Annotated in this window: 13 protein-coding genes; 9 read left to right on the top strand and 4 right to left on the bottom strand. The window is 67.0% G+C overall.

The features are described from left to right. Nucleotides 1-147: 147 nt before the first annotated feature. Complete coding sequence (locus A9X05_RS11325) at nt 148-948, top strand: enoyl-CoA hydratase/isomerase family protein (RefSeq protein ID WP_067781374.1); 801 nt, start codon at nt 148-150, stop codon at nt 946-948. Next, the gene (locus A9X05_RS11320) at nt 945-1,703 is read left to right on the top strand and encodes an enoyl-CoA hydratase/isomerase family protein (protein WP_067781371.1); all 759 of its coding nucleotides are present in this window, start codon (nt 945-947) and stop codon (nt 1,701-1,703) included. Before A9X05_RS11325 ends, A9X05_RS11320 begins: the two co-directional genes overlap by 4 nt. 2 nt (nt 1,704-1,705) lie before the next feature. Here the strand turns inward: A9X05_RS11320 and A9X05_RS11315 are convergent, their stop codons facing one another. After that, on the bottom strand, nt 1,706-2,908 hold the full coding sequence (locus A9X05_RS11315; RefSeq protein ID WP_067781368.1) for an acyl-CoA dehydrogenase family protein: 1,203 nt from the start codon (nt 2,906-2,908) through the stop codon (nt 1,706-1,708). 2 nt (nt 2,909-2,910) lie between these two features. Continuing rightward, a complete protein-coding gene (locus A9X05_RS11310; protein ID WP_067781365.1) occupies nt 2,911-3,723 on the bottom strand; it encodes an enoyl-CoA hydratase/isomerase family protein in 813 nt (270 codons plus the stop codon). A gap of 100 nt (nt 3,724-3,823) precedes the next feature. Between A9X05_RS11310 and A9X05_RS11305 the strand changes: the two genes are divergently transcribed. Genes A9X05_RS11305 through A9X05_RS11280 form a run of 6 tightly spaced genes read left to right on the top strand, consistent with a single transcriptional unit; the run spans nt 3,824 to nt 9,618 of the window. Beyond that, nucleotides 3,824-5,020 (top strand): cytochrome P450, encoded by a 1,197-nt coding sequence (locus A9X05_RS11305; protein WP_067781362.1) that lies wholly within the window; start codon nt 3,824-3,826, stop codon nt 5,018-5,020. After that, complete coding sequence (locus A9X05_RS11300; protein ID WP_067781359.1) at nt 5,017-5,814, top strand: enoyl-CoA hydratase/isomerase family protein; 798 nt, start codon at nt 5,017-5,019, stop codon at nt 5,812-5,814. The genes A9X05_RS11305 and A9X05_RS11300 overlap by 4 nt, the downstream gene beginning before the upstream one ends. A 9-nt stretch (nt 5,815-5,823) precedes the next feature. Next, nucleotides 5,824-6,639, top strand: a complete 816-nt coding sequence (locus A9X05_RS11295; protein ID WP_067781356.1) for an SDR family NAD(P)-dependent oxidoreductase — start codon at nt 5,824-5,826, stop codon at nt 6,637-6,639. Nucleotides 6,640-6,644: 5 nt separating this feature from the next. Continuing rightward, the gene (locus tag A9X05_RS11290) at nt 6,645-7,181 is read left to right on the top strand and encodes a nuclear transport factor 2 family protein (RefSeq protein ID WP_067781353.1); all 537 of its coding nucleotides are present in this window, start codon (nt 6,645-6,647) and stop codon (nt 7,179-7,181) included. Continuing rightward, nucleotides 7,178-8,125, top strand: coding sequence for an SMP-30/gluconolactonase/LRE family protein (locus A9X05_RS11285; protein ID WP_067781350.1), 948 nt, complete (start codon nt 7,178-7,180; stop codon nt 8,123-8,125). The genes A9X05_RS11290 and A9X05_RS11285 overlap by 4 nt, the downstream gene beginning before the upstream one ends. Further along, entirely contained in the window at nt 8,122-9,618 is a 1,497-nt protein-coding gene (locus tag A9X05_RS11280) for an adenylate/guanylate cyclase domain-containing protein (RefSeq protein ID WP_082970939.1), read from the top strand. The genes A9X05_RS11285 and A9X05_RS11280 overlap by 4 nt, the downstream gene beginning before the upstream one ends. A gap of 13 nt (nt 9,619-9,631) precedes the next feature. Here A9X05_RS11280 and A9X05_RS11275 read toward each other — a convergent pair whose 3' ends face one another. Next, nucleotides 9,632-10,927, bottom strand: coding sequence for an amidohydrolase family protein (locus A9X05_RS11275; RefSeq protein ID WP_067781348.1), 1,296 nt, complete (start codon nt 10,925-10,927; stop codon nt 9,632-9,634). A 117-nt stretch (nt 10,928-11,044) separates the two neighbouring features. Here A9X05_RS11275 and A9X05_RS11270 point away from each other — a divergent pair, with 117 nt between their 5' ends. Next, the gene (locus A9X05_RS11270; RefSeq protein WP_067781345.1) at nt 11,045-11,263 is read left to right on the top strand and encodes a hypothetical protein; all 219 of its coding nucleotides are present in this window, start codon (nt 11,045-11,047) and stop codon (nt 11,261-11,263) included. Between the two features lie 11 nt (nt 11,264-11,274). Here A9X05_RS11270 and A9X05_RS11265 read toward each other — a convergent pair. Further along, nucleotides 11,275-11,651, bottom strand: a 377-nt coding sequence (locus tag A9X05_RS11265; protein ID WP_255369126.1) for an acyl-CoA dehydrogenase family protein, incomplete at its 5' end; no start/stop codon positions are given.

The raw sequence follows: 11,651 nt of genomic DNA, 5'->3' as shown, positions 1-11,651 counted from the left end.
TCGATCGGAACCGCCGAACAGATCGAGGCCTTCACGGCGTTCCTGCAGAAGCGATCTCCGGCTTGGGCGGTCAGCCGCGATCGAGACGCGTTTGTCCAGACCCGACGACCGGCGTGGCTGGCGCCGCACGAGGACGGCTGACCGCCCATGACCGAGTTACCGCGGGGCACGTCGGAACTGACCGGGTGCGACGAGATCCTCGTTGCCGCCGACGGTCCCGTCCGGATCGTGACGCTGAACAACCCCGACGACGCCAACGCGGTCAACAACAGAATGCACACGGCATTCACGAGACTGTGGGCGACGCTGGCCGAAGATGCCGACGCGCGGGCTGTGCTGATCACCGGCACGGGCGATTACTTCTCCGCCGGCGGAAACCTGGTGGAGTGGCTGGAAACCCACGTCAACAACCCGGTGACACGCCGCGCCGGGATGCGCGACGCCCGCCGCATCGTGCGGGACATGATCGACTTTCCGCTGCCTGTGGTCGCGGCCGTCAACGGGCCCGCGGTCGGCTTCGGGTGCAGCATCGCGGTGTTGTGTGACATCGTCCTGATGTCCGACCGCGCGTTCTTCGCCGACACTCACGTCGCGAGCGGCCTGGTCGCCGGTGACGGTGGGTCGGTGCTGTGGCCACTGTTGATGAGCCTGCTGAAGGCCAAGGAATACCTGATGCTCGGCGAACGCATCAAGGCCGACAAGGCCGTCGAGTTGGGCCTGGCCAACCGCGTCGTGCCGCACGCGGAGATCAAGCAGGAGGGGCTGTCGATCGCCCACCGCCTGGCCGCGTTACCACCGAGGGCGGTGCAGGACACCAAACGAACGCTGAACCTGCACGCCCAGCGCGCGATCACCGGCATCCTCGAATACGGGATCTCCGCGGAGACCGAGTGTTTCACCACGCCCGAACACCGGGCCGCCATCGACAAGTTCCTCGGCCGACAGTGACGGACAGCGATCCGCTCATTCGCCGCGAGGACCGTGGCGGCATCGCCGTCCTCTTCCTCAATCGGCCACGCCGGCGCAACGCCCTCTGTTACGAAACCTGGACCGAGCTGTCGATCGCGCTCGGCGGAGTGGTTGCGTACGGCGACCGCGCGTTGGTCTTAGCCGGCGCCGGAGACTTCTTCTGCGCCGGTGGGGATTTGAAGACCGGGCCGGCACGCGGCGACGGTCCATTGGGCCCTGCCGGCCGCGTCGAGCACGCCCAACGCGTAATGGAACAACTCAAAGCTGTCCCGGTACCGACGATCGCAGCAGTCGAGGGTGCGGCCGTCGGCCTCGGCTGGAGCTTGGCGCTGGCGTGCGACCTCGTCGTGTGCGCTTCCGACGCATTTTTTGCCGCCCCGTTCGTCGCGCGTGCGGTGGTGCCCGACGGCGGATTGGCCTGGCGCTTAACGCAGCAGCTGGGCCGCAACCGCGCTGCGTCGTTGCTGCTGCGAGGAACACGATTGCCGGCCGGCGAGGCGGAGCAGCTCGGGCTGGTGACCGAGATCGTCGAACCCGGATCCGCCGTCAGCCGCGCCCTGTCCATCGCCGACGAAATCTCCCGAGCCGATGCGGGGGCGGTGGAGATGACGAAGCGGCTGATCAATTCCGCCGAGGCCGCCCAGCTCGCCGCCTTCCATCCGCTTGAACTGGCGATGGCGACCGTGGCGCAACAACGTTCGGCGGCCGCCAAGGGCCGGGCCGGGTACGCCTGACGTCAGCGCGGCATCCCGAGGCCAACAGTCGAGATCAGATCGCGCTGGATCTCGCTGGTGCCGCCGCCGATCGTGTGGAGCAAGGACAGCAAGAGGCCTTCGGAGAAGTGCCCGTCGAGCACCGCGTCGGGATCGTCCGGCATGAGTTCGCCTGCCGGACCCAGGATCTGGGCCCCGAGTGCGCGCAGTTCGGCGGTCAGTTCGGAGTGATACAGCTTCGACAACGACGGAAGCGCGGGATCCAGTGCGCCGGCCGCCTGCAGGTGCGCTACGCGATACGACAGGGCGCGGCCCACCTCGACGCGTTCGACGGCGCGGGCCAACGCGATGCGGTTGGCCGGATCGGACAGCGGATCGTGCGCCGAGCCCTTCTGCGCGTGGCACCAGTCGATGAGCTCATCGAGGTAGCGTTGCGCCTGGGCCGCCCTGGTGACGTTCGACCGTTCGGCGTCAAGCAGCGCCTTCCCGACCGTCCAGCCCTGCCCCTCGGCTCCGACGAGGTTGGCGGCGGACACACGCACACCGTCGAAGAACTCCTCGGCGAAGGTCGGATACCCGGTCATGGACCGGATGGGCCGGCGCGTGATTCCCGGACTTTCCAGGTCGACGAGGAAGAACGAGATTCCGGCCTGGCGCTTGTCCTCGATGGGCGAGGTGCGCGCCAGGACGAAGATCCAATCGGCGAGCACGCCGTTGCTGGTCCACGTCTTCTGTCCGTCGAGGACGTACTCGTCGCCGTCTCGCCGGGCCGTCATGCGCAGCGACGCCAGATCCGAGCCGGCCTCAGGTTCCGAATAGCCTTGTGCCCACATGCGTTCCGATCGGGCGATCGCCGGCAGGTGCTCGGCCTTCTGCTCGGGCGTGCCGTATTTGAACAGCACCGGTGCCAGCATGTTGACTCCGTTGGTGTTCACCAGCGGTGCGCCCGCATAAGCGAGTTCCTCGCGGATGACCACCTGTTCGACGATCCCGCGTCCGCCGCCCTCGTACTCGGCGGGCCAGTGCGGCACGAACCAGCCCTGCTCGTGCAACTTTCTGCAGAACGAGACCGCACGTTCGTGGGCGTCGCGCGGCAGGTAGTCGGGATTGGCCGCCGTGCGGCGGAACTCGTCGGCGAGGTTGTCCGCCAGCCACTCGCGGATCGAAGTCCGCAGCGCCTCGGTGCTCTCGTCACCGCCGAATTGGATGAGGGGCTTGCACGGCATGGCTAGATGCGCTCGGTCGGTTTGGAGCCCTTCTTCATCAGCTCCGCCATGAATTCCTGGAATTCCTTGCTGCCGGTCACCATCGCCTGCAGGTCGTTGGAGGCCTGCTGGTGGGTGCGGAACCCCATCGTCTCCCACGCGCGGATGACGCCGGATTTGACGGCCTGCAACGTGATGAGCGGCGCCTTGGCGATTTGGGTGGCCAGTTCCTCCACGGTGGCCTCAAGCTTGTCGGCCGGGACCACCCGGTTTACGAGACCGAACTCGAGCGCTTCCGCCGCGCTCAATCGCTGGGCGGTGTAGAGGTATTCGGCGGCCCGCTTGTAGTTCATGAAGACCCACGGCTCGAACATGGTCTCGGCGCCCGGCAGGCCGAACCCCGGCACCAGGGGCATCTGAAACCACGCGTCCTCGGAACACACCGTGATCTCGGGGATCAGCGCCCAGGTGGTACCTCCGCCGATCGCATACCCATGCACCTGGGCGATCACCGGCTTGGGGAATTCCCACAGCTTCAGCACCGGCCATAAAAACAACTGCGCGGCGGAACGCCACACCTTGCCGGACGCTTGCAGTTCGGCCATGAATTCGGGGTACGCACCGGTGGGGATGTGACCGGAGCAGAACCCCTTGCCGTTGGCCTTGATGATGACGACCTTGATGTCATAGTCGTACTGCGCATCGTCAAGCGCCTCGTTGACGCTGTGGACCATTTCCGAGCTCTGGGCGTTGGCGGCGTCCGGGTTGTTGAGGATGATCCGCGCGATCGGGCCATCTTTCTGGTAGATCACGTGCTCGAGTTCTCGCGTTTCCATCGTTCGTCCTCCTCAACACCGGGCAGACGATCACCACGCCGTCAGCATGGTGCAACTATACAGATAATGTATTAGTGTTCTTTGGGAAGGGACGGTGCCGATGACGACGATCGAGTTACGTTGGGATCCGTTCGACCGCGCGTTGCACGAGAATCCATATGGGGTCTGGAAACGGCTGCGCGACGAAGCGCCAACTTACTATAACGACCAGTACGGCTTCTACGCTTTGAGCCGGTTCGCCGACGTGATGGAAGCGTCGCTGGATACCGAGACGTTTTCCTCGTCGCACGGGATCACCCTCGACGCGATCACCGACGAGCCTTGGCCGCCGCCCCGGGCGATGATCATGATGGATCCACCCGACCACACCGCACTGCGAAAGATGGTCAATCGCACCTTCTTCCGCACTCAAGTCGCCCAGCTCGAGGACCGGGTCCGCTCGCTGTGCTGCGCCTACCTGGATGCGTTCGTCGGCACCGACGGCTTTGACTACGTGCGCGACTTCTCGATGAAGCTCCCGGTGATGGTGATCAGCTCGCTGCTGGGTTTCCCCGAGGAAGACCACGACAACCTGCGCGAGTGGTCGGATGCCCAGCTGCATCGCGACGAGGGCACGACCGAGCTGAATGAGGAGGGCCAGCAGGCCAACGTGAAACTGCTGGGCTACTACGCCGATCAGATTCAGCGACGGCGGGCCGCACCGACCGACGACATCGTCGGCAACCTGATGAGCTCCGACCTGGTCCAGGCGGGCCGCGAGACCCGCCGCCTGGACGATGGCGAAGTGTTGATGTTCATCGCGATGATCAACGTCGCCGGCAACGAGACCGTTGCCCGCTTGCTGGGGTGGGCCGCGCTGACACTGGCGCGATACCCCGACCAGCGGGCCAAGTTGGTCGACCGGCCCGACCTGATCGGCAACGCCGTCGAGGAACTGCTGCGCTACGACGCCCCCTCGCCGGTACAGGGCCGCTACACGAAACGCGACGTCACTTACAACGGCACGCTCATCCCGGCGGGCTCGCGCGTTGCCCTGCTGACCGGGTCGGCGGGCCGCGACGAACGCCAATACGAGAACCCCGACGTCCTCGACGTCGAGCGCACGGGAATCCGGCACATCAGCTTTGGCCATGGTTCACACTTCTGCCTGGGCGCGGCGCTGGCCCGCCTCGAGGCCCGGGTGGCGCTGGAAGAGACGTTGAAGCGTTTCCCGACCTGGGACGTCGACGGTGATGCCGTGACGTACGTGCACACGAATTCCGTGCGCGGCCCCGCCAGCGTGCCGATGCGGCTGTGACACCCGACCTCGCCGTCCGCACCGAAGGCACGGTGCTCTGGTTGGTCTTGGACCGCCCCGAGGCCGGCAATTCGGTGACGCGGGCGGTGCAGCAGGCCCTCATCGAAAACCTGCGCTCCGCGTCCGACGACGCGGGCGTCAGGGCGGTGGTGCTCACCGGCCGCGGTGACAAGCATTTCTGCACGGGACCGAATCTTCGGGACCCGGGAATGCAGCCCAAGAAGGACCGCATTGCGGGCGACGCCGCCCGCATTCTGCGTACCGGGTCTCAGGCGGTGGTGTCGGCGTTGCTGGACTGCGAGAAGCCGGTGTTGTGTGCGCTCAACGGGACCGCCGCCGGGGTGGGCGCCAGCATGGTGCTGGCGTGCGACCTCATCGTGGCCTCCGAAAGTGCTCGCATCATCGAGCTTTTCGCGCGGCGCGGGCTCGCACCGGACGGGGGTGCCGCCTATCTGCTGGCGCGCAAGGTTCCGTTCAACGTCGCAAAGCAGCTGCTGCTTTTCGGCGAGGAGCTCTCCGCCGCGGAGGCCGAGCGCATCGGCCTGGTCAATAAGGTCGTCGCCGCCGATGACCTGGAAGCCGAGACGGCCGCCTGGGCCCAACGGCTCGCCAGCGGGCCCACCCGTGCGCTGGCGGCGGCCAAGGCGATGCTGAATCAGGCATTCGACGTCGACCGCGATGCCGCGTTTCGCACCGAGGCGCTGTTGGTGGAGCAGGTCGCCGCGACCGACGACGTCGCCGAGGGCATGGCGGCTTTCACCGAGCGACGCGACCCGGACTTTCGTGGACGCTGAGAGACGCGCATGACGCTGCACCGAAACGCCGCGTCGCTGGACGGCCGGGTCGCCGTCGTCACGGGCGGGGGCGGTGGGATCGGAAGCGCCATCGCCGAGGCCCTCACCGAATTCGGCGCACGGGTGGCCATCTGGGAGAAGGACCAGCCGAGTGCCACGGAGGTGGCCGCGCGGGTCGGCGGCCTCGCGTGCGTCACCGACGTGCGCGACGCCGAACAGGTCGACGCGGCGCTGGCCACGACCGTCGACGCGCTGGGGGTTCCGACCATCCTGGTGAACAATGCCGGCGGGGTCTTCTGGTCGGGCCTGCTGGACACCTCGCCCAACGGCTGGGATGCCCTGATCCGGATCAATCTGACGCAGGTGCTGCTCTGTACGCAGCGCGTAGCGCGGGCCTTGGTCGAGGCGGGACAGGGCGGCAGCGTCATCAACATCAGCACCATCGAGGCGGTCCGCGCCGCGCCCGGGTTTGCCGCCTACGCCGCGGCCAAAGCAGGCGTGGTCAACTTCACCAAGACCGCCGCGCTTGAATTGGCACCGCACAACATCCGCGTCAACGGGCTCGCGCCCGACTTCACGCTCACCGAGAGCCTGCAGAAGATGGCGCCCAACGGGGTCGAAAACGCCAAACTCATGGTGCCGATGGGCCGCGCGGGCCACGTCGATGAAATGGCCGGAGCCGCAATCTTCCTCGCCAGTGACCTCAGCGCCTACGTGACCGGGCAGACGCTGCACGTCGACGGCGGGACATCAGCGGCCGGCGGCTGGTATCACCATCCGCAATCGGGGCGCTACGTACTCGGCCCCTCGACCCCGGTGCCCTAGCCCCGATGCACGACACCGAAATTCGGGACCTGTTGGCGAAGGAGGAAATTCGTCAACTGCCCTTCCGTTACGCCGCCGCGATCGAAACGCGGGACGTCGATGCGATGGCCGAATTGTTCGTCCCGCACGCCCGGTTCGGCGAGCACGGAGAGGGCCCCGAGGCGCTGCGCCGGCTGATGTCGGCCAGCGTCGACGGGAGCGTATTCGCGGTCATCCTCGTCGCTAACCACCTCGTCGAGCTGGACACAGCGGACCGCGCCCGCGGGCAGGTCTGGGCCCAGTGTTTCGCCCAGACCGACGCCGAGGGGTTTGTCGAACAGCTCATCAAGTACGAGGACCGCTACGAGCGGCACTGCGGGCGTTGGCTTTTCCTGCACCGAAGGCATCACCTGTGCTACGGCGTCAGCCGCCGGCCGTCGCCCCTGACACAAGAAGCCGCAGCCTGGCCACGAAACCAGACCGGCGTCGGCGACCTGCCGCTGAGCGACCCGGTCTTCACGGCTTGGTGGCAGAGCAAGGCCGACGGGGAAACGCGGCCGTGAGCTCCGGCCGTTGCCTAGCCGAGGGGCTCTCCTTCCCCGAAGGCCCGGTCGTCTACGACGACGGCTCCGTCGTGGTGTCGGAGATGGCGGCCGGCAGGATCACCCGCGTCCGCCCCGACGGTGTCACCGAGACGGTCGCCGAGACCGGCGGTGGCCCCAACGGGGTGGCCCGGCTTCCGGACGGTCGGCTGGTGGTCTGCCAGAACGGCGGCTCCACCTTCGGACTCGGGCCGTGGCCCTACGATTTCGTCGGCTGTGCAACACTTTTCCGGCCGGTGGGGGCGCCCGACCACCCAGTCACTCCCGCGCTGCAGCTGATCGAAGCCAGCGGTCGGGTCAGCACCCTGTGCACCGAATTCACCGCGCTTTCAGGCGGCACGCTGCCGCTGATGCGGCCCAGCGACATCTGCGTCGACGGCGATGGCGGCTTCTACGTCACCGACGGCGGAGTCACGCGAGGCCGCAACCGCGGCATGACCGGCCTGCTCTACGGCACCGTCGACGGTGGGCTTCGCGAGATCGTCTACCCACTCGAGATGCCCAACGGCGTGGCCCTGTCCCCGGACGGGGCGTTGCTCTACGTGGCCGAGACGCGAACGCGCCGGGTCTGGGAATTCGCGCTCGACGGCCCCGGAATGGTGACCCGGGCGCGCGGTCTGGCAACGGTGCCCAGCGGGGGCCCGCTGAATGTCGGAGGGGCGGACGGGCTTTGTGTCGACGCCGCCGGCAGAATCCTCGTCGCGACCCTCGGGACCGGCGGTGTCACCGTGATCTCCCCGACCGGCGAGCTGTTGGGCGCGATTCCCGCCGACGATCCGATGACCACAAACGTCGCGCTGAGCCCCGACGGCGACACCGTGTTCATGACGTTGGCATCATCGGGACGACTCGTCAGTGTCGAGAGCTGGCGGGGAAAGTCGACCGCCGCCCGGCAGTCGCCGTGAAGCCCGTCCGGCGCCGGCTGCGTTCGCCGTTCGCTCCCGCCGGCAAATCGCTCGTGATATCGGGGGCGATCGTCCCGACCGTCACTGGCTCGGTCCTGATCGCGGCATTGACCGCGTGGGCCCTGCCGACGGGTGCGGCGCTCCGCGAACACCACGTGATGTTGGTCAACATCGTTGCCGGCGTCTGCTATTCGGGCACCGCCCTGCCGCTGGCCGCGATATGCGGGTACACCTTGCTGGGCCTGCCCGCGGGGGCCAACGATGCCACCGCGCGCCGCGTCGTCCTGGCCATCCCGATGAGAATGGCCGTGATCCACGGAACGGTATGGTCGGCGGCCGCCGTCATATTCGTACTCACGAATTTTCGCACCCCCTGGCTGGCCGCAACCCTGGGAGTGTCGATCCTGCTCGGTGCCGTCGTGACAACCGCACTGTCCTATTGGATGTGCAGGTTTGCGCTGCGGCCGACGGCGGCCAGGCTGCTCACCGAAGACCCGCCGTCACGGCCACGGGGGCCGGGTCTTCGGCTGCGAGCGGTGAGCGCCTGGGTGATCGGAACGGGAGTACCGACGCTGATGGTCATGCTCGTCGCCGCGAGCGCCCTGTTCGTCGAGTACTCCGCTCATCGGCTTGCGCTGGTCGTACTCGTCCTCGTGGGTTGCGCCATGGCCTGTGGCCTGGTGGTCGCCGCATTCAACGCGTCAACGATCGCCGATCCCATCGACGAGGTCAGGCACGGCATGCAACGCGTGCAGCGCGGCGAATTCGACGTGTCCGTTGCCGTTTTCGACGCCTCCGAGCTCGGGCTGTTACAGGCGGGCTTCAACACCATGGCGACCGGACTGCGGGAACGAGAACGGCTGCGCGACCTGTTCGGCCGCCACGTCGGCCAGGATGTGGCCCGTCTGGCCGAGCAACTCGCCGCCGCCGGTGACGAGATCGAGATGGGCGGTGTCAACCGCGAAGTGGCGGTGTTGTTCGTGGATCTGGTCGGCTCGACGCGACTGGCCACCACACTGGAGCCGCCCGAGTTGCTGGCGACGCTAAACGACTTCTTCACGATGGTCGTGAACGCGGTCGAAGCGAATCGGGGCTTCGTCAACAAGTTCGAAGGGGACGCCGCGCTGGCGATCTTCGGCGCCCCCCTCGACGACGATGACCGCGCCGCGCATGCGCTGGCGACGGCGCGCGAACTCAACAGGATTTTGAATCCGCCCGGCGCGCCGATCAGGGCCGGCATCGGCGTCTCGGCCGGCATGGCGGTGGCCGGCAACGTCGGCCACCCCGGCCGCTATGAGTACACGGTGATCGGCGACCCGGTCAACGAGGCGGCGCGGCTCACCGACGTCGCCAAGCTGTCGGTGGGCGTCGCCGCGTCCGCCGTGGCGCTGGACATGGCCAATCAGGAGGAGTCGCACCGATGGCGGGTCGTCGACTCCAAAGTGCTACGCGGACGGGCGAATTCGACCGACATCGCCGTCCCGGTCGATTGAAGCTCCGTGCGCGTCAGACCTTGTGAGACTTCTGCTCTTCCATCTTGTCTATGAATGCGTCGAATCCGATGCCGCCGTGGCCGGCCATGACCTCGTCGTAGTCGTACTCCGGCGGGTTGCCGCCGTTGGGGCGCCACCCGGCATCCGCGGTGCAGGACTTGAAGCCGTCCTCGGGGAAGGCGTACCAGCGCCGCGTGTTGAGTTCGACAATCTTGGCGGCCTCCTCGTCGGGCACGTCGGCGAGCATCTCCTCGGCGCGCGCGCGGCTCTTGGGCCAGAAGGAGTCGGAGTGCGGATAGTCGCATTCCCAGGTGATGTTGTCGATCCCAATCTGGTGGCGCATCGACATGCCGACTTCGTCCTCGATGAAACATCCGGAGATGTTGCGCCGGAACAGCTCCGACGGCGCCACCGTGGGGTGGATGTTCTGGTAGAACTTGTGCTTGCGCCAGACGTAGTCCGCGCGTTCGACGAGGTACGGCATCCAGCCGACGCCGCCTTCGGAGAACGCGACTTTGAGGTTCGGGTGCTTGTGAAACACCGGCGAGAAGATGAGCTCGGTCGCCGCGGCCATGGACGTTGTGCCCATCAAGGTGATCATCACCGCGAAAGGTGCCTCCGGTGCGGTCTGGGGCGGGAACCCGCCGCTGCCGAAATGCATCACCGCGGTCAGGTTCGTCTCTTCGAGCGCCGACCACACCGGCTCCCAGTACGCGGTGTGGTAGCTGGGCAGCTTCAAGTTGGTCGGGTTGTCCGGCAGCCCGATCGCCCGTGCGCCCTTGGCCGCCACCCGCTCGATCTCGGCGACGATCAGGGCCGCGTCCCACAGCGGTGTGATCGCCATCGGGATGAAGCGGGCGGGGTCGGTGGCGCACCATTCGTCGAGCGAGAAGTCGTTCCACGCCTGGACGGACAACTGGGCGAGTTCCTTGTCCTCGCCCTCCAGGAAGACGGTGCCACAGAAGCGCGGGAAGGACGGAAAGCACAGCATGGCGTGCACGCCGTCGATGTCCATGTCCGCCAGTCGGGCTTTCGGGTCGTAGCACCCGGGGATCATGTCCGCGTAGCGGATTGGGTCGACACCGAACTCCTCCGGCGACTTGCCGGCGACGGCATTCAGCCCGATGTTCGGATAGGCCCTGCCCTCGTAGACCCACTGCTGCACCGGCGGAGCCCCGTCGCGCGGGAAATCGACGATGCGGGGACCGGCGTCGAGGAATTTCTTCGGCAGTCGGTCCGCCCAGACCTGCGGTGGCTCGATCAGGTGATCATCGACGGACAGGAGCTTCATCGAAGGTTGCAGCGGCATTGTGGGAGTCGTCTCTCGAAGTCGTGCGATACGGTACAAGTGAACAGATTCTGACTATTTGACTATAGCGCCGATGGTGGCCGGAGCCCAAACGAACAGGGCGCATCAAGGAGGACCATGACAACATCCGATAGCCCACAGTCGCGCATCCCGCACGACGATTGGGCCGACCAGGACCTGCTCACCAAAGGTGAGGCGGCCGAACGGCTCGCCGCCGAGATCGCCGAGGTCGCTGCCAAACTCGGCGCGTCGGATGATCAGGACGCGACCCTGATGCGACGACTCAACGGGCTCCAGGAGGCCTACCAGCACCTGACGCGGGACCCACAGGGCTGACCCCGCTCCACTCAGGCGCGCGGCAAGCCCAGCACCCGCTGGGCGACGATGTTGCGCTGGACCTGGGCAGTTCCGCCGTAGATGCCCGCGGCGCGCGACCACACGTAGATATCCCATTCCAGGCCTTCGGTGAGCAGCGGGCCGCTGGCCGAAAGGTCCATCATGGCGTGGGCGAAGAACTGGTCGGCACGTGTCATGAGCAACTTGTCCACCGAACCCTCGGGCCCGGGAAGCCGGCCGTTCTGGCGCTCCGTGAGCGATCTCATGACCTTGATCTGCAGTGCCCGCAGCTCCACGTAGGCCTGCCCGAGCCGGGCCCGAGCCGACGGCGAGTCTTCGAGCCAGCCGACGCGAACGTCGTCCTCGAGGCGACGTAGCTGCGTCTTGA

Origin of the sequence: Mycobacterium sp. E3298 (assembly GCF_001666895.1) — a bacterium.
GTDB lineage: Bacteria > Actinomycetota > Actinomycetes > Mycobacteriales > Mycobacteriaceae > Mycobacterium.
This window is presented reverse-complemented; position numbering and strand designations above follow the sequence as displayed.

What these genes read in the sequence shown, in the direction of transcription:
- A9X05_RS11325 (WP_067781374.1), top strand. Translation starts at nt 148, where the DNA reads ATGACCGAGTTACCGCGGGGCACGTCGGAACTGACCGGGTGCGACGAG.
- A9X05_RS11315 (WP_067781368.1), bottom strand. Translation starts at nt 2,908, where the DNA reads ATGCCGTGCAAGCCCCTCATCCAATTCGGCGGTGACGAGAGCACCGAG.
- A9X05_RS11310 (WP_067781365.1), bottom strand. Translation starts at nt 3,723, where the DNA reads ATGGAAACGCGAGAACTCGAGCACGTGATCTACCAGAAAGATGGCCCG.
- A9X05_RS11305 (WP_067781362.1), top strand. Translation starts at nt 3,824, where the DNA reads ATGACGACGATCGAGTTACGTTGGGATCCGTTCGACCGCGCGTTGCAC.
- A9X05_RS11295 (WP_067781356.1), top strand. Translation starts at nt 5,824, where the DNA reads ATGACGCTGCACCGAAACGCCGCGTCGCTGGACGGCCGGGTCGCCGTC.
- A9X05_RS11290 (WP_067781353.1), top strand. Translation starts at nt 6,645, where the DNA reads ATGCACGACACCGAAATTCGGGACCTGTTGGCGAAGGAGGAAATTCGT.
- A9X05_RS11275 (WP_067781348.1), bottom strand. Translation starts at nt 10,927, where the DNA reads ATGCCGCTGCAACCTTCGATGAAGCTCCTGTCCGTCGATGATCACCTG.
- A9X05_RS11270 (WP_067781345.1), top strand. Translation starts at nt 11,045, where the DNA reads ATGACAACATCCGATAGCCCACAGTCGCGCATCCCGCACGACGATTGG.